17 protein-coding genes are annotated in these 16,496 nt (G+C 45.4%); 12 read left to right on the forward strand and 5 right to left on the reverse strand.

Annotated features, from left to right (window positions below; genetic code table 11):
- Positions 1–10: 10 nt before the first annotated feature.
- From accC to fis, 6 genes are all read left to right on the forward strand, one after another.
- Entirely contained in the window at positions 11–1,351 is a 1,341-nt protein-coding gene (gene accC, locus M0C34_RS18100; protein ID WP_248713060.1) for an acetyl-CoA carboxylase biotin carboxylase subunit, read from the forward strand.
- A 275-nt stretch (positions 1,352–1,626) separates the two neighbouring features.
- A complete protein-coding gene (locus M0C34_RS18105; protein ID WP_248713061.1) occupies positions 1,627–2,085 on the forward strand; it encodes a hypothetical protein in 459 nt (152 codons plus the stop codon).
- Between the two features lie 85 nt (positions 2,086–2,170).
- Positions 2,171–2,551, forward strand: a complete 381-nt coding sequence (locus M0C34_RS18110; RefSeq protein ID WP_248713062.1) for a hypothetical protein — start codon at positions 2,171–2,173, stop codon at positions 2,549–2,551.
- An 89-nt stretch (positions 2,552–2,640) separates the two neighbouring features.
- Positions 2,641–3,519, forward strand: coding sequence for a 50S ribosomal protein L11 methyltransferase (gene prmA / locus M0C34_RS18115; RefSeq protein WP_248713063.1), 879 nt, complete (start codon positions 2,641–2,643; stop codon positions 3,517–3,519).
- A 163-nt stretch (positions 3,520–3,682) separates the two neighbouring features.
- A complete protein-coding gene (gene dusB, locus M0C34_RS18120) occupies positions 3,683–4,639 on the forward strand; it encodes a tRNA dihydrouridine synthase DusB (RefSeq protein WP_248713064.1) in 957 nt (318 codons plus the stop codon).
- Between the two features lie 36 nt (positions 4,640–4,675).
- Positions 4,676–4,975: a DNA-binding transcriptional regulator Fis gene (gene fis, locus M0C34_RS18125; protein WP_248713065.1), complete on the forward strand. Its 300-nt coding sequence runs from the start codon at positions 4,676–4,678 to the stop codon at positions 4,973–4,975.
- Positions 4,976–5,705: 730 nt separating this feature from the next.
- On the opposite strand, the gene M0C34_RS18130 is transcribed toward fis, so the two are convergent.
- On the reverse strand, positions 5,706–6,311 hold the full coding sequence (locus M0C34_RS18130) for a hypothetical protein (RefSeq protein WP_248713066.1): 606 nt from the start codon (positions 6,309–6,311) through the stop codon (positions 5,706–5,708).
- A 722-nt stretch (positions 6,312–7,033) separates the two neighbouring features.
- Here M0C34_RS18130 and M0C34_RS18135 point away from each other — a divergent pair.
- Positions 7,034–8,197, forward strand: a complete 1,164-nt coding sequence (locus tag M0C34_RS18135) for a GGDEF domain-containing protein (protein WP_248713067.1) — start codon at positions 7,034–7,036, stop codon at positions 8,195–8,197.
- A 146-nt stretch (positions 8,198–8,343) separates the two neighbouring features.
- On the opposite strand, the gene udp is transcribed toward M0C34_RS18135, so the two are convergent.
- Complete coding sequence (gene udp / locus M0C34_RS18140; RefSeq protein ID WP_248713068.1) at positions 8,344–9,111, reverse strand: uridine phosphorylase; 768 nt, start codon at positions 9,109–9,111, stop codon at positions 8,344–8,346.
- A gap of 276 nt (positions 9,112–9,387) precedes the next feature.
- Between udp and M0C34_RS18145 the strand changes: the two genes are divergently transcribed.
- Positions 9,388–9,795, forward strand: coding sequence for an META domain-containing protein (locus M0C34_RS18145; protein WP_248713069.1), 408 nt, complete (start codon positions 9,388–9,390; stop codon positions 9,793–9,795).
- An 11-nt stretch (positions 9,796–9,806) separates the two neighbouring features.
- On the opposite strand, the gene M0C34_RS18150 is transcribed toward M0C34_RS18145, so the two are convergent.
- From M0C34_RS18150 to M0C34_RS18160, 3 genes are all read right to left on the reverse strand, one after another.
- Positions 9,807–10,856 carry an SO_0444 family Cu/Zn efflux transporter gene (locus M0C34_RS18150; protein ID WP_371923091.1) on the reverse strand — a complete coding sequence of 350 codons (1,050 nt, stop codon included), beginning with the start codon at positions 10,854–10,856 and terminating at the stop codon, positions 9,807–9,809.
- Complete coding sequence (gene zntR, locus M0C34_RS18155) at positions 10,840–11,247, reverse strand: Zn(2+)-responsive transcriptional regulator (RefSeq protein WP_248713070.1); 408 nt, start codon at positions 11,245–11,247, stop codon at positions 10,840–10,842. The genes M0C34_RS18150 and zntR overlap by 17 nt, the downstream gene beginning before the upstream one ends.
- Before the next feature lie 124 nt (positions 11,248–11,371).
- Positions 11,372–11,788, reverse strand: a complete 417-nt coding sequence (locus tag M0C34_RS18160; RefSeq protein WP_248713071.1) for a VOC family protein — start codon at positions 11,786–11,788, stop codon at positions 11,372–11,374.
- A 130-nt stretch (positions 11,789–11,918) separates the two neighbouring features.
- Between M0C34_RS18160 and soxR the strand changes: the two genes are divergently transcribed.
- The 4 genes from soxR (at position 11,919) to purH (ending at position 16,414) form a co-directional block, all read left to right on the forward strand.
- A complete protein-coding gene (gene soxR / locus M0C34_RS18165; RefSeq protein ID WP_248713072.1) occupies positions 11,919–12,371 on the forward strand; it encodes a redox-sensitive transcriptional activator SoxR in 453 nt (150 codons plus the stop codon).
- 103 nt (positions 12,372–12,474) lie between these two features.
- On the forward strand, positions 12,475–12,651 hold the full coding sequence (locus M0C34_RS18170; RefSeq protein ID WP_248713073.1) for a DUF6435 family protein: 177 nt from the start codon (positions 12,475–12,477) through the stop codon (positions 12,649–12,651).
- Between the two features lie 132 nt (positions 12,652–12,783).
- Complete coding sequence (locus M0C34_RS18175; RefSeq protein ID WP_248713074.1) at positions 12,784–14,550, forward strand: sensor domain-containing diguanylate cyclase; 1,767 nt, start codon at positions 12,784–12,786, stop codon at positions 14,548–14,550.
- A 271-nt stretch (positions 14,551–14,821) separates the two neighbouring features.
- Complete coding sequence (purH, locus tag M0C34_RS18180) at positions 14,822–16,414, forward strand: bifunctional phosphoribosylaminoimidazolecarboxamide formyltransferase/IMP cyclohydrolase (protein WP_248713075.1); 1,593 nt, start codon at positions 14,822–14,824, stop codon at positions 16,412–16,414.
- Positions 16,415–16,496 lie beyond the last annotated feature (82 nt).

Below are 16,496 nucleotides of genomic sequence, written 5' to 3' on the forward strand. Positions count from 1 at the left end.
AGGCATTTTTATGCTAGATAAAGTAGTTATTGCAAACCGTGGTGAAATTGCCCTACGGATATTGCGCGCCTGTAAAGAATTAGGCATTAAAACGGTGGCAGTGCACTCTACTGCCGATCGTGACTTAAAACACGTATTGTTAGCCGATGAATCCATTTGTATTGGTAAGCCTGCAGCCTCGGAAAGCTATTTAGATATTCCGCGTATTATTGCTGCTGCTGAAGTGACCGATGCTGTGGCAATTCACCCGGGTTATGGTTTCTTATCTGAAAACGCAGAGTTCTCTGAAATTGTAGAGAAAAGCGGCTTTATTTTTATTGGCCCTAAAGCTGAAACCATTCGCATGATGGGTGATAAAGTTCAAGCCATTAAGGCCATGAAGAAAGCCGGCGTACCTTGTGTACCAGGTTCAGATGGGCCTCTAGGCAACGACAAGAAACAAAATGCAGCGGTAGCCAAACGTATCGGTTACCCGATAATCATCAAAGCTGCTGGCGGCGGTGGTGGTCGTGGTATGCGCGTCGTTTACAACGAAGACGAGCTAGAAACCTCTATCGACTTAACCCGCTCTGAAGCCGGTTCATTCTTTGGTAACGACATGGTCTACATGGAGAAATACTTAGAAAACCCTCGCCATGTTGAGGTTCAAGTATTATCCGACGGCCAAGGTGGCGCGATTCACTTAGGTGAACGTGACTGTTCTATGCAGCGTCGCCACCAAAAAGTGGTTGAAGAAGCACCAGCACCGGGTATTACCGAAGACATGCGCCGTAATATTGGTGAGCGTTGTACTCGTGCCTGTATCGAAATTAATTATCGCGGTGCCGGTACCTTTGAATTTTTATATGAAAACGGCGAGTTCTACTTCATTGAAATGAACACCCGTATTCAAGTTGAGCACCCGGTAACCGAAATGGTAACAGGCATCGACTTAATCAAAGAGCAACTGCGTATTGCTGCTGGTCAACCGCTATCATTTAGCCAAGATCAGGTGAAGCTAACTGGTCATGCTATTGAATGTAGAATCAACGCCGAAGACCCAGACACCTTCATTCCATCGCCAGGTCGGATAAATCGCTTCCACCCACCAGGTGGCATGGGGATTCGCTGGGATTCGCACGTCTATGCTGGCTACTCAGTACCGCCATACTACGACTCAATGATTGGTAAGCTGATTACCTATGGTGAGAATCGTGATATTGCTATCGCTCGCATGAAAAATGCCCTGTCTGAACTGGTTATCGATGGCATTAAAACCAACGTGCCTTTACAGCAAAAAATTATGCAAGACGAAAACTTCCAATTTGGTGGCGCTAACATCCACTATTTAGAGAAGAAATTAGGTCTGTAGTTAGTCTGAAAAATATAAAGCCTTAGTCGTGATACTAAGGCTTTTTTTTGGCTTTAAAGTCACTCACTTACCTGACATTAACGGCTTTAATCACCATCACCTTTAACGCCTCAAAAACGGCTAAAGCCGCTCCTGTTTGTACGTTTAGACACTCTCTTTGCACCAAAAATGTAACAACTACGTTACAGTAGGCCTTGCTTCGGCATAGCTTTACTGATGCATTTTTGAGCATTTGAATTACACTTATAAGACTTTAGTTAGAGCAAAGTTATGCTTTGGGAAACGATAATTTAGTTAATATTGAAGAGTTGGATTACCTAGATAATATGATAGTTAAGCCTATATATGAGTTATTACCCAGCATGTATATTGCTGCGGGTTCAAGCTCGGTTTTATGGACAAACTCAACCTTGGGTATTGCAGGGGGTGGTTTGCTGTTTTGCTTAGGCGCCATTGTTTGGGTGATGCGCTCTAACTTTAGGCGCCAAGATCAAGCCCACGCGCCAGCCAAACGCTTTACTATCCCTGAATCCTTATACGAGTTTATTCCATTCTTTTTTATCGCGGTGGCGATAACCTTACTCTCTAACCAACAGAATATATTGGGTTTTGCGGTGGCGTTAATATGTCTTTATCGCGGCGCCTCACTCTTGTACCTACGTCATCGTTATCGCCAACAAGCTTGGCAACACGTGAAACCAGCAAGCGCTGTCAAACGAAAAGCACGCATGTGAAAAGTTAATTAGTTGTTATAAAATTGACCAGGCTATGATTTACCTCTATGGTAAAGCAGTGCATACAGATTAAAGGAAGAAGCTTATGCTACCAAGAGCAATATATGAACTTCTACCTAGCGGTTATTTAACCGCAGGAACAGGCTCAATGCTGTTGTTAGAGCCTTGGCTTGCTCATGTAGGCGGTGCATTGCTTTTTGCTATAGGCGCTTTAATCTGGGTACTTCGCTCTAACTATCGCCGCTACGACAAACACAAGAAGTCTTTTGTCACCAAACACAAAGTACTACCTGAAGCGATCTACGAGTTTATTCCTTTTGCGTATCTAGCCAGTGCGGTGTTACTGCTCAGCATAATAATGACTCTACCTACCGTGATTATTGCTTGCGCTGCTTGCTTCCGTGGCTTACAGCTTCTTCAAAAACGCTCACACTATCGCAACCGTGGCCTTAGCCCAGCAAATTGATAGTTAACCATCAAGCGACTAAAATTTTTAGATGCTAAGCGCAAACTAACACAGTAAACTTGCCGCCTAATCTAGTAGAGGAGCGGACAATGCCTTGGATCCAGCTAAAAATTAACGCCACAAAAGATACTGCCGACACCATTGGTGACATATTAATGGAAACCGGTTGCCAAGCCGTTACCTTTTTAGACCGTCACGACACCCCTGTATTTGAGCCCTTGTTAGGGGAAACCCCTCTATGGGGGGATACCGACGTACAGGGTTTGTATGACGCAAGCACCGACATGGCCCCCATCTTAGCTTTTTTGCGTGAAGCTAACATCGTAGATGACAACAACCACAAACTTGACCAGCTAGAAGACAAAGACTGGGAACGCGAGTGGATGAAAGATTTTCACCCCATGCAGTTTGGCGAACGCTTATGGATCTGCCCTAGCTGGACAGATGTGCCTGACCCAACAGCCGTCAATGTAATGCTAGATCCGGGCTTAGCCTTTGGCACTGGCACCCACCCCACTACCGCCTTATGTTTAAAATGGCTAGACCAGCTAAACCTCAGTGGCAAAACCGTGGTGGATTTTGGTTGCGGCAGCGGTATATTGGCCATTGCAGCCATCAAACTAGGCGCTGAGCGCGTAGTAGGCATTGACATCGACCCTCAAGCCTTATTGGCTAGCCGCGACAATGCAGAGCGCAACCAAGTCGCCGACAAGCTAGAGCTTTACCTGCCTAAAGACCAGCCTAACGACTTCCAAGCCGACATTGTGGTCGCCAATATTTTAGCTGGCCCACTCAAAGAATTGTCAGAAGTGATACTTGCTTACCTAAAACCACAAGGTTCAATCGCATTATCGGGCATATTAGATGAACAAAGTGAGTCAGTATTAGCCGCTTATCAAACACAGTGCGATATGGACGCGGTTGTTCTTGATCAAGAATGGTGTCGATTAAGCGGCATAAAACGCTAAGTTATCCTTTTTTGTGGCAGGTTTCTTATCTGATAAGGCTTCCTGCCATATTCCTCGACTAAAAATCCAGCTTTTTTTTTGAAAAATGTTCAAAATATAGCCTTTTCAGCGTGCCAAAAAAGTCGTAAACTACGCCGCCCTGAGATTGAGAAGAACGCGAGTTATGAATATAGGCAGTTATAAACTGGACAATCCGGTGATATTAGCTCCTATGGCTGGCATTACTGATCAACCTTTTCGCCGTTTGTGTTGGCGACTTGGTGCGGGGCTTACGGTTTCAGAGATGGTGTCCAGTAACCCTAGGGTGTGGAATAGCCAAAAATCGCTGAACCGTATGGTTCACCTAGATGAATGCGGTATACGCAGTGTTCAAATAGCCGGAGCAGATCCACAATTGATGGCACAAGCCGCTCAACATAATGTAGCGAACGGTGCGCAAATCATTGATATCAATATGGGTTGTCCTGCGAAAAAGGTAAACAAAAAGTTGGCGGGTTCTGCGTTGTTACAACAACCTGAATTAGTCGCAAAGATTCTTGATGCTGTGGTACAGGCTGTTGATGTGCCGGTGACCTTAAAAATCCGAACCGGATGGTCACCAGAACATCGCAATGCATTGGTTATTGCCAAACTTGCAGAAGCAGCTGGCATTCAAGCCTTAGCCATACATGGTCGGACGCGAGCATGCATGTATAAGGGCTTGGCTGAGTACGACACCATAAAAGCAGTAAAGAAAGAAGTCTCAATACCTATTGTGGCAAATGGTGATATCACCACACCGGAGCAAGCCAAACATGTGTTGGATTACACCGGGGCGGACGCCATCATGATAGGTCGTGGAGCTCAAGGTAACCCTTGGCTTTTCAGAGAAATTAATCACTTCTTAGCCAGTGGTGAGCATTTAGATGCACCAGCGGCAGCAGAAGTGAAGGAAGTAATGCTTCACCACTTAGACAACCTATATTCACACTATGGGGAGTACCAAGGGGTACGTATCGCTCGCAAACATGTGGGGTGGTACTTGAAGCAATTAGCGGACACGGACGAGTTTCGTAGCCAGTTTAACCAGCTTGAATCAGCCCTGGTACAAACGTCCGCGATAGAGCAGTTTTTCGAATAGTTGTTGATCATTAATTAAATAAAAAGAGCGTCAAGTATGTTTGATTCAAATACCACCACAAACACACTTTCTACTATGACTAGCAGTGCTACTAGTACTGAAGTGAAAGAACGTCCATTACGCGATTCTGTTGAGCAAGCATTGCGCAACTACTTCGCCCAGTTAAATGGCGAAGATGTGACAGAACTGTACGAATTAGTACTATCTGAAGTTGAAGCTCCGTTGCTTGACGTAGTTATGCAATACACTCGTGGTAACCAAACACGTGCTTCAATCATGTTAGGTATCAACCGTGGTACTTTACGCAAGAAGTTAAAAAAATACGGCATGAACTAAACACCTGTTCATAAGCTATTGATTAAAAAGCCGAAGTGATTTTCATCACTTCGGCTTTTTTGTGTGTAATGCGCCGCGCACACGATAAAGTTTGTCTTCACAGACTTAATCATAATGCTGGCCAGTGCGCTGCACGCACATCATTGTGTTGTTACATGCTATTGCTGACTCAAAACATATAGCCCGACATAACACCATAGTAAAAAACCTAAAAAGTTTAGAACCTTACCAAAAATATAGCGATGATAAAAAATACCCCCGCAAAATAAAAAGAAGGAGAAAAAGAAAGCTGCAAGATAATAATTACCGAAGAATATTCCTAAAGGACCGAATAAGAAAAGCACAACTACTATCCATGGCGGAACAAACTCGACTGGCCATATATAAGCCGCCGTAGATATGCCAATAAAGTAGGTCAACACCCATTGAAAAAAATGAGAAAGAAATACTACTTTTACCCTCTCAATCATCACTTGTGTACCTCCCCTTGTTCTACGTTTAATAAATTGCGGTATATCTCTTCTAAGAGGGGTTTCAGCATCATTATTGAGACCTGCACATCTTACTGCTATGCCTTCGCCGTCGGCAAATATAGCCCCTCCAGTTGGGGGCGTAATTTATTATGATTGCATAAAAATAGAATCGTCTTCAAGACACCCATTTCGTAGAACACCTTGCACACTGGAAAACAACCAGCGTAAGCCAGTTAGCTTTGCCATGCTGCGACCGGTTAGGCTGTAAAAAAGTGGACGATATAAATGACCAAACAAATACCGATGACGAACCAATCGAGCGCCATTACTGACATAGGTTTTCGAATAGGGGAAAGATATTTGCCAAAACCAACCCAAAGCAAATCGTTTTTCATATTGTAAGCACATTGAGCAATGGGCAATATAAGCACCCAACGCGGTACACTCGGTTGCGAAGCCATTAGCAGCAACATAACAGCCCCCAAAAAGAATAACTCTCCACTTAAATGTGTCATCATCCAGTAAAGATTATCTGGTCGCTTTGGTATTTTACCAAAACGATATTTCTCTGAGCTTCCAGGGAATGGAAGCTTATCGATCATCAATTCAAAACCGAAGGGAAGCATAAGAAAATAAAGCCCGTGCACAATAAGTGCAATAAACTGAATATTGCCGATCTCTACAGATGCGCTTAGCGCGTAACCTTCATTGTTTATACAATAAAAAATAAAGAAGGCGACTGTTCCAAAGGGGATGAGTAAAGAGATAGCCGTGATCGCTGCGCCTCGCGCGCTGCGGTAAGCGAGTAACTTAGGTGAACTTATCTCAGCCTCGTTAGCTGACTCGTAATCATTGCTGGGCATAAAGTTATTCTCCTTGGTGGGTAGATGCGGCCCTCACTAAGCGACTTCAATAATGTAAGGCAGAAACAAAGCCAACGGTGTTTTACCCGACTTGCCCCCTCCTTGTTAGCCGTTTACTCATGATAAAGACACCGCGCTTTTCAAGTCGACAATAATCTGATGCTTTATTCCTGCTTGGTTCACACGACCTTTTATATCGTTAGCTGCAGATAGGGAGAGAAGCGTTCCCAACGCTTATATCTACGACCAGAATGTATTTGTCTAAACCTAAACAGCTCAACAAGCCTAATAGGCTGACCTTCATAAACGCCGCGCCAACAACCGTTTACAGTATTATCAGGGCGATGACTCCAACGAGTATAGCTTCTTATCCAAGGGGGGCGTGTCTTGAATTAACCCGTTTACAGCACACAATAGGGTTATAGCCTCATCAAAAAATGACTGACTTTTAGCCAGGTTAATAGTGCGCAGCTGTCTCTCTTCCTCAGATTAGGCCTAAACGAGTCATTTATTAACCAAATTAATGGAGACAACCAAAATACCCGCGTAAGTAGCACCGCTCCCCGCCTAAATAGCGTGTTACGTCAGCATTGATGTAGTAGGATGCCCTCTCAATAAGAAACGCTAACAGACTGATTTAATTTGCTATTGTTGACAGTGCAATGCTCTTGGGCGGGTTTATTGAGTTTTTATGTTGGGATCATTGATACAGGTATTGTTGTATGGACAAAGTTGGGCGGATGGGCGAATTTACCAATCCAATGATGGAGATGGCCTTCCGGAAAAAAGAGTGGGAGCAACTCAAACAACGAATGATTTTTGCTAGCTTTGCCGGAGGCTTAGCCTATTTTTTCGCTATTATTGGTGATGTTATGGTGACTAACTCTGAATCAATGCTGAGAGATTTATTGATTATGAGATCGTCGGTATTACTCATTGCGCTGGCTGTTGGGGTATGTGGCTTTTTTTTAAAAGAGTACACCACGCTGTTAAACAAGATTATTTGTGGGCTTCTATTTTTCGTTTTGCTGGGTGAATCAGCAGAATTAACGATTAAGGCGGAATTGTTTGAGTATGTAGGTATTCCAGGTGTGTCGATCCTTGTTCTATTGTTCTACCTTAGCTTCCCTCCGCGATTTATAAGCGTGTTGGCTGTTTGCCTTACCGGTAGTAGCCTCTATTTATTCACCTGCGCTTTGTTAGGGTATGCCTCGGTCAATTATATATACACCTCGTTGCTGTTCCTGCTGGTTGTAAATGGTTTTGGTGCCTACGTTTATCTTCAATTTTCTATCCTTCGCCGGCGTGAATACAGTGCGCTTGAAGAACTAAAGAAGAATGCCGAAATAGATGCCTTGACCCAAGTGTATAATCGCAGAAAGGTGCTAGAGCTTGGTGATGGAGAGATTGGCAAAGCTAATAGTTTTGGTCATCAGTATTCTGTCATCATGATTGATGTCGACAACTTTAAAAGTGTTAACGATATCTATGGGCATGCCGTTGGCGACCAAGTGTTACTTGAAGTGGCCACCCGATGCCGCAAGCTATTACGCGAGGATGATATTTTTGGACGATTTGGTGGAGAAGAGTTTGTGGTTTTTTTACCGCGAACCAACATCAATACCGCCCTTGTTATTGGTGAACGCTTACTGTCCGAAATTTCAAGTGCACCTTTTGAAACCAATAAAGGATCACTGCTGGTAACAATGAGCTTAGGGGTAGCAGCACTCACAGCGGCGAAAGAAGCTCCAAGAAAGCTATTAGAAATGGCCGATGAAGCGCTATATGAGGCGAAGAAAACCGGAAGAAATAAAGTGTGTACCACACACCAAGTGGTTAAGAGCAGTAACATGGTGTTGCCCAATACCCCAATAGCAGCGCTGTAAACACGGTTATAACTAACCACTTTTTAGCGAAGACTCAGCGTTGGTGGCTCTCATAGCGTCAACACTGTTAATAGGGTTAGCTATTTACTGGGTCGTAAATGTGCAAAAAACCGCTAACCCAAGCACAAGCGGGGTTAGCGTTTTGTTTAGCCAAGCATCTTACGTGCGGCTTCAACCACAATATTTACCGCTTGGTGCTCGGTATTTTTCATTAAGCTTTCGTCTGGAATTTCTTGCTGAGTGCGGTTAACAATAACACCAGCAACACACCCTGCCTTTAAGCCTTGTGAGGCACACATGGTAAACAAGGTGGCGCTTTCCATTTCAAAGTTAAGCACGCCCATGGCTTGCCACTCTTCCATTGATCCTTGAAAAGCTTTAGTCACTCGACCAGATACGGTGTCGTAGCGCTCTTGACCTGGGTAGAAGGTATCACTCGATGCGGTAACCCCTACATGGCAAGTGGCTTTAGCCTCAATGGCTGCACTGTGTAAGGCTTGCATACAAGAAAAATCGGCCACAGCGGGAAACTGCATAGGCGCAAAGTGGCTGCTGGCCCCGTCTAAGCGCACCGAGGCAGTCGTGACGATAACATCACCCACATTGATGTTGGTTTGAATAGCGCCGGTGGTGCCTACCCGTAAAAAGGTGGTAATACCTAATTGGGCTAACTCTTCAACCGCGATAGACGTAGACGGCCCGCCAATACCGGTAGAGCACACCACGATTGGGGTTCCATCTAACTGACCAAGATACGAGGTAAACTCGCGCTGCGAAGCCAAAAATTCGGGCTCTTCGAGTAATGAGGCGATGCGCTCTACTCGCTGGGGATCGCCTGGGATAATGGCCAAGGTGGCCCCTTTTAACATCTCAGGGTTTAAGCCTAAATGAAATACACTCGCTTGCTTATTCATGTCTACCTGCTTGATTTCGTCCTATGATTGATGCCAGAAGCATAGGACGATAACTGCGCAATAAGTGTGAAACGTCTCGCATTTGAGTTTAACTTAGCCCAAATAAGCTTGATAATAACTACTTATGTTGATTGAGAGCACGTTCTACTCGTTACGCCAATATTTCGGTTCTGCCTGACTTAAACAGCAATAATTTTGTCAATAAACGAACTTTTCGTCAGCGGAGTGTTCTACACTATCTTGAAACAGTTTTTGTGCTTACTTGAGGTAACAACCATGAATAAACAGCTTATTATCGGTTTAACACTTGCGTTAGGGTTAACCAGCTGTGCCAGTAATCAATCGGAGCCAAGCATGGATTTAGCCGACAGCCGTTGGTATATGACCGGTGACTTTTATAATATTGCCGATATTAAATTGCCAGCCTTCACCCTAGAAGAAAATGAAAAGGGTTATAAAATATCTGGCACGACAGGTTGTAATAACTTCTTTGGCCAAGCCGAATGGGATGGCAAGCAATTAACGGTTAACCAGCCCATTGGCATGACCCGTATGTTATGCGAAGAAACCTCAAACAAAATAGAAATGGAATTTGTTCAAGCATTAGATCTGCCGATCATCAGTGACGGCGAACACTTGCGTTTAAACAACGGCGCGATGTTTAAACGCGTTCCTACTAATTAAGTATTAGTGATTTAAGCGGCGGCGCTAAACCAGCGTTGCCGCAGATCTTTTACCGCGGCAAATAGCATTAACATGGCGATCAGCCCACTAGTTGCGATAACCCAGCCGCTATTGACTAGTTGTTCTTCTTGCCAGGCCACTGGATTTACTTGCCATTGCCACTGACTAATCGCCCAGTCTAACCCCCAGCCAAACAGCATTGCGCTAGCAATAACCCCAGTTAAGTACGCCACCAAGGCACGCATGCCCATTTCTTGACGTACCAACATTAAGGTGGCGATATTGGTAGCCGGCCCCGCGAGCATAAATACCAATGCGGCCCCCGGTGAGATCCCCGCAATAATTAAGCCTGCGGCAATCGGTGTTGAAGCAGTGGCACAAATGTACATAGGCACCCCTACCAGCACCATAACGATCATGGTTATCCAACCTTGTCCCCAGCGGGTCATAAAGCTTTCGGGTAAATAGCTTTGAATCAGCGCGGCAAATGCTAGCCCCAGTAATAACCACAAGTAGCTGTCTTCCACCAGCTCTACAAAACTAGTAAGCCACGCTTTCAGCTTTTGCCCTCCAGTGGGTTTAGCAGGCGGCGCAGATGCGGCGCTAGCGCACTTACTTTTACCACTGCAACAGCTTTTAACTTCGCTGACTGTAGATTTAGTCTCTTCACCATTGCCCACTAACAAGCCCGCGATGATGGCACTGCAAATGGCTGCAATAGGCCTGACAATCGCCATTACAGGACCTAATAAGGCATAAGAGACTGCCACCGAGTCAACTCCCGTTTCGGGCGTGGCAATTAAGAAAGAAGTGGTGGCACTTTTAGAGGCGCCCGCTCGGCGCAAGCCCATCGCCGCCGGAATCACCCCACAGGAACATAGCGGCAATGGCGCCCCAATAAACGCCGCCTTTATGGTGGTACTGGGCTTATTGTTGCCAAGGTGCTTGGCCAGCCAGCGACTTGGTAGTCCTAGCTTTAAACTCGCCGCAATCACAAAGCCTAAAAACAACCAAGGCGCGGCGCTTAAAAACAAACTAATAAAGTTATTCAATAACATCATCTAAGGCCTTTAATATTGAACAAGACGCTGCGCTCTCTTCACCGCCGCAGCAGGCATTGTGTAGCGTTTGCAAGGTGGTTTCGAAGGCGCGCAACTCGGCCAACTGCTGCTGTACTTTAGCCAGTTTATGCCCTACTACGCTGCTGACATCGTGGCAACGAGCGGTAGCGGCATGCTCGCGTAAATTGAGTAGTTCAAGAATATCTTTTATTGATAGGCCCGCCTGCTTGGCTCGTTGAATAAACCGCAAACGGGCTAGGTCTTGTTCGCTGTACATTCTGTACTGGTTGGCCCCACGTGATGCCGGGGTTAATAAGCCTTTGCGTTCATAAAAACGTAAGCCCTCTACACTCAAACCACTTAATGTTGCCAACTCACCAATTTTATACATAGGCTCCTCCATCAGTTCTATAATAAACCCTGTAGCTTGGTACAGGGTCAATAGTTTTCATCAAGAAATAAAAAAAAGCCTGAGACTCAGGCTTTAAAGGTGCAACACGTCAGCAACTGAAGGGTTATTGATAAAGATTACGCTGTTCAGGCAAATCTGAAGAATACTCTACAAATTCAAGCTCAAAACCATTGGGATCGCGAAAGTACACGTTGCGACGATGCGGGCTTTGTGCCCCTTCATGATGGATCTCATAACCCGCTTGCAGTAAACGGCCGATTAGGCCATCGAGATCTGCAGTAACATAGGCAAAATGCGCTACGCCAATTTGGTTACCCTTTAATGGGCGGTTCTCCCCGTAACCATTGTCGTTAAACGTGAGGTAGTGATTGTCATCGCCAAAGTGCAACCAACGGCGCTCTAGCCCATGCCATGTTTGTTGGCCTTCGCCGCGTACCCACCAGTGCGGAAATGCGGCACGGTAAAACTTTAACGTTTGATCCATGTCTGTGACGACAAGATTTAAGTGCTCTAAATACATAACTTGCTCCTTGCTTGGTTCGCTTAAATTACCAGTGGCCTTGCCACCGTTCTGCTTAACAGCATAAAACCTCAAGTTAAGTTGAGGTAAAGCAGTTTTTTACCTAAAGTAGTTGAAACAGGAGAACAACATGAACAAGCCCCCTAGGCAGGCTCTTTCGGTAGGAGCAGTAGCTAAACGTTGTGGTATTAAGGTATCCACGCTGCACTTTTACGAGAGCAAAGGTTTAATTCACAGTGAACGCAATCAAGGTAATCAACGGCGCTATGCCCCCGATGTATTGAGAAGGGTGTCGGTGATTAAAGCGGCGCAAACAATGGGGATAAGCTTGGCTGACATCCATGCCGCGTTTGCTCGTTTACCCAACCAACGCACCCCCACTAAAGTCGATTGGGAGACACTGTCACAGCAATGGCAGCAAATCCTCAATCAACGGATTAATGCACTAACGCGCTTAAGAGATTCGTTAACCGGCTGTATTGGCTGCGGTTGTTTATCGATGAACAGCTGTCCGCTGTATAACCCCGATGATGAACTTGCCAAACAGGGGCCTGGGCCAGTTATTCTGAACCGCCCAACTTAACGCGAACTAAAACTATTAAGCCCTAGTTCTTCATAAATATTTTCACTCGCAAAGAACTTTTTAATGCTCCGATCCGTTGTTAATGAGCAACCAAGGAGCCTTTATGTTTAATTTTCTAAAACCTAATCCAGTTAAGCGGAAACGCCAAAAATATGATTTGTTACTTGAATCGGCAATGTTAGCCCAACGCCGTGGAGACATCATGACCTATTCAATGCTGAGTGCCGATGCCGATCAATTGTGGAAAGAAATCGAACAGCTAGAAGCTCAGTCAAAATAACAGGCACAAGAATACAATAAATCATAAGCCCGCAAGATATTGATATAAAAGTTATTTTAGGTCAAAAGTTGAGCCCCAAGCCGAGCTAGCCCATACTGCTTAATTATCAACCATTTTGTGTGCATATTGTTAGTGAACGATCACTTAGGCTCAAACCAACAAGCAAAACCAAAGTATGTGAAGCTAGGAAACGTTATCGTCGTGATAACGCTGTTTAGCTTAGCTATTTTGGCGATCGTGTTTACTGCCCTAGAAAACATTGAGAACGAGGTTGAGCTTAAAGTTAAAGAATCGTTGCGTACCGTGCTTAGGGCAACCCAGGAAGCTCACCATATCTGGATCCAGCACCGCCTATTAGAGCTAAGTAATACTGGGCAATCGGAGCGTATAAACCTGTCGATAGCCATTCTTAAAAACCCTAACAGCCCTTCTTTGCTGCATGCTAGCGCCGAGGCCAATGTTGAACGCAGCTTTGCCCTAATGATGGGCACTTACCAAGACAACGCTTATTGGTTAAGTGACCTTGAAGGCACTATTCTCAGCTCTAACCTGAATCACCAGCTTACTAAGCAACACCCTTTGTTTGAGTTTGAACACGATAAAATGCGCGAGGTGATAAACGGTAACGCCACCTTCATCACTGGCATCAAAGACGCCAAAGCCAAACGCCTAAACAATATGTATTTCAGTGCTCCCGTTATCAATAAACAACAACGAGTCACTGGCGTGCTAATTGTCAGCGTTAACCAAAGTGACCACTTTAGCCGCATCACCCAACTTGGCAGAATATGGAATTCAGGTGAAACCTATGCCTTTGATCGCAACGGCTTAATGCTCTCCTCGAGTCGATTTGACGAACAGCTGCTGCGATTAGGGTTATTAGAACCAGGTCAAGTGGCCATTAACAACTTGTACATTACCGACCCACAAGCCAAAGCCGACAACCGTTTTGAAGCGCTCACATTGATGGCACAAAGTGCCACCCAAGGTGAAACCAGCTTTAATACCACCGGTTATCGAGATTATCGCGGCGTAACCGTGGTTGGGGCATGGACATGGCAACCCACCTACAATTTTGGTCTAACCACCGAGATAGACAAAGCAGAAACGTCTACTATCTATAACCGCACTCGTAACATTGTTGTGCTGGGTATAGTGAGCTCTTTATTGGTGGCGGTCAGTTTGTTTTTGTTACTGTATTTTAGCCAGCGCAACGCCAAACAAGTATTGCGTCAATCTCAACTGGTACTGGAAGATCGGGTGAAAGAGCGAACCGCGGATTTAGAATCGTCGCAACAAGAGCTTAGGGTGGCTTACCGCGAGCTAGAAAAACAGTCGATTACCGACAGCCTTACCGGTATACCCAATCGCCGTTGTGCTGATGAGTTCTTAGATCAAGAGTGGCGCCGCGCCCAGCGTGGTGGTTACCCAATAACCATCATGCTCATCGATATTGACCACTTCAAACAGTTTAACGATCATTACGGCCACCCAGCAGGCGATGTATGTTTAGAACAAGTCGCTAAGGTGCTTACCGCGTCAGGGATCTGTAAGCGCCCAGGCGATTTAATTGCCCGCTACGGCGGTGAAGAGTTTATTGCCATACTTAGCAACAGTGATTTCGACTACGCTGAGTACTCCGCTAAACGCTTAATTAAAGCCATTAATCAGGCGAAGATCACTCATCAGCATACTCAAGTAGAAGGCCAATCACATATCACGATTAGTGTGGGCGTTTCGATTGCCGAAAGTGTCGATACCCGTTTAGAAGAAATCATAAGCCTTGCAGACAATGCGCTATACCTCAGCAAGCAAAATGGCCGCAATACCTTTAATTTCAAACTGCCAGCAAATTTAAGTCATTCTCAAGACCCTCCTACATCAACCCGCCCCAGCTAAACTGCCAAAAAACTGAGGGCTAACACCCACAAAGCCTAGGACAGCCATTTTCGCCAGCAATCGGTCAACGATGCCCAGTTAACGGCTTGTGATAGCGGTACTTTTTACCTTTATAGGTGGCTGTTTGGGTCTAAGTGAGTACTTTTTTTGGCTAAAAACGGCGCATTCTTCACACTTTTACTGTAAAATGCGCGCCTCAAACCTAAGTTGTTTATTTTTCGGGCAACTTGTACCGCTAGCGCACATAACTGCTAATGAGGATAAAACCCTAATGGAAAACGCTCGACCGATTCGACGTGCACTGATCAGTGTTTCAGATAAAACAGGCATCATCGAATTTTCACGATCTTTAGCCCAGCAAGGTGTAGAGATCTTATCTACAGGTGGCACCGCTAAATTACTCGCCGAAAACGGCATTGAAGTCATTGAAGTTTCTAACTACACCGGCTTCCCAGAAATGATGGATGGACGTGTTAAAACGCTACATCCTAAAGTACACGGTGGCATTTTAGGTCGACGCGGTACCGATGATGAAGTGATGAATACTCACGGCATCAACGCTATCGATATGGTAGTAGTAAACCTATATCCATTTGCAGCAACCGTTGCTAACCCAGATTGTAGCCTTGAAGATGCCGTAGAAAATATCGACATCGGCGGCCCAACTATGGTGCGCAGTGCGGCTAAAAACCACAAAGACGTCACCATTGTGGTTAATGCATCAGACTACGATCGCGTACTCGCCGAAATGGCAGCCAACGATAAGTCGCTAACTCACGCTACACGCTTTGATTTAGCCATTGCAGCCTTTGAACATACTGCAGCTTACGACGGCATGATCGCCAACTACTTTGGCACTATGGTACCTAGCTACGGCGACAACAAAGAAGGCGACGAAGACAGCAAGTTCCCACGTACCTTCAATAGCCAATTCATTAAAAAGCAAGACATGCGCTATGGCGAAAACAGCCACCAAGCGGCAGCTTTTTATGTTGAGAAAAACATCGAAGAAGCTTCAGTATCTACAGCTACTCAGCTACAAGGTAAAGCCTTGTCGTTTAACAACATCGCCGATACTGATGCCGCACTAGAATGCGTGAAAGAATTCGACGAGCCTTGCTGTGTAATTGTAAAACACGCAAACCCTTGTGGTGTTGCTTTAGGTAGCAATATTCAAGAGGCTTACGAGCGCGCATACAAAACCGACCCAACTTCTGCCTTTGGCGGCATTATTGCCTTCAACCGTGAATTAGATGCCGACACCGCAGAAGCGATTGTGTCTCGTCAATTTGTTGAAGTGATTATTGCCCCTAAAATTTCTGACGCTGCAGCGCAAATTGTCGCGGCTAAGAAAAACGTTCGTTTATTAGAGTGTGGCGAGTGGTCAAGCAAAACCACAAGTTTACAGCTTAAGCGTGTAAACGGCGGTTTATTGGTTCAAGACCGCGACCAAGGCATGGTAAGCCAAAGCGACCTCAGTGTTGTGAGTAAGCGCCAACCTAGCGAAGAAGAGTTGCGTGACGCACTATTCTGCTGGAAGGTAGCTAAATACGTTAAATCAAATGCCATTGTTTACGCCAAAGGTAACATGACCATTGGTGTAGGCGCAGGTCAAATGAGCCGTGTGTACAGTGCCAAAATTGCCGGTATTAAAGCCGCTGATGAAAACTTAGAAGTGGCCGGCAGCGTAATGGCATCAGATGCCTTCTTCCCGTTCCGCGATGGTATTGACGCCGCGGCTGAAGCTGGTATCACCTGTGTGATTCAGCCTGGTGGTTCAATGCGTGACGATGAAGTCATTGCCGCTGCCGACGAACACGGCATGGCGATGGTATTTACTGGCATGCGCCACTTCTACCACTAAAAACCAACAGCCAGCCTCGTGCTGGCTGTTTTGTATTTTGGCTTGGCATGCCAAGCTCGGTTTACTCAGTATTGGATAGACA

Source organism: Agarivorans sp. TSD2052 (genome assembly GCF_023238625.1).
In the GTDB taxonomy this organism is placed as follows: domain Bacteria; phylum Pseudomonadota; class Gammaproteobacteria; order Enterobacterales; family Celerinatantimonadaceae; genus Agarivorans.

What these genes read in the sequence shown, in the direction of transcription:
- M0C34_RS18170 (WP_248713073.1), top strand. Translation starts at nt 12,475, where the DNA reads ATGTTTAATTTTCTAAAACCTAATCCAGTTAAGCGGAAACGCCAAAAA.
- purH (WP_248713075.1), top strand. Translation starts at nt 14,822, where the DNA reads ATGGAAAACGCTCGACCGATTCGACGTGCACTGATCAGTGTTTCAGAT.
- zntR (WP_248713070.1), bottom strand. Translation starts at nt 11,247, where the DNA reads ATGTATAAAATTGGTGAGTTGGCAACATTAAGTGGTTTGAGTGTAGAG.
- dusB (WP_248713064.1), top strand. Translation starts at nt 3,683, where the DNA reads ATGAATATAGGCAGTTATAAACTGGACAATCCGGTGATATTAGCTCCT.
- M0C34_RS18130 (WP_248713066.1), bottom strand. Translation starts at nt 6,311, where the DNA reads ATGCCCAGCAATGATTACGAGTCAGCTAACGAGGCTGAGATAAGTTCA.
- accC (WP_248713060.1), top strand. Translation starts at nt 11, where the DNA reads ATGCTAGATAAAGTAGTTATTGCAAACCGTGGTGAAATTGCCCTACGG.
- prmA (WP_248713063.1), top strand. Translation starts at nt 2,641, where the DNA reads ATGCCTTGGATCCAGCTAAAAATTAACGCCACAAAAGATACTGCCGAC.
- M0C34_RS18160 (WP_248713071.1), bottom strand. Translation starts at nt 11,788, where the DNA reads ATGTATTTAGAGCACTTAAATCTTGTCGTCACAGACATGGATCAAACG.
- M0C34_RS18150 (WP_371923091.1), bottom strand. Translation starts at nt 10,856, where the DNA reads ATGATGTTATTGAATAACTTTATTAGTTTGTTTTTAAGCGCCGCGCCT.
- fis (WP_248713065.1), top strand. Translation starts at nt 4,676, where the DNA reads ATGTTTGATTCAAATACCACCACAAACACACTTTCTACTATGACTAGC.
- M0C34_RS18145 (WP_248713069.1), top strand. Translation starts at nt 9,388, where the DNA reads ATGAATAAACAGCTTATTATCGGTTTAACACTTGCGTTAGGGTTAACC.
- udp (WP_248713068.1), bottom strand. Translation starts at nt 9,111, where the DNA reads ATGAATAAGCAAGCGAGTGTATTTCATTTAGGCTTAAACCCTGAGATG.
- M0C34_RS18110 (WP_248713062.1), top strand. Translation starts at nt 2,171, where the DNA reads ATGCTACCAAGAGCAATATATGAACTTCTACCTAGCGGTTATTTAACC.
- soxR (WP_248713072.1), top strand. Translation starts at nt 11,919, where the DNA reads ATGAACAAGCCCCCTAGGCAGGCTCTTTCGGTAGGAGCAGTAGCTAAA.
- M0C34_RS18135 (WP_248713067.1), top strand. Translation starts at nt 7,034, where the DNA reads ATGGACAAAGTTGGGCGGATGGGCGAATTTACCAATCCAATGATGGAG.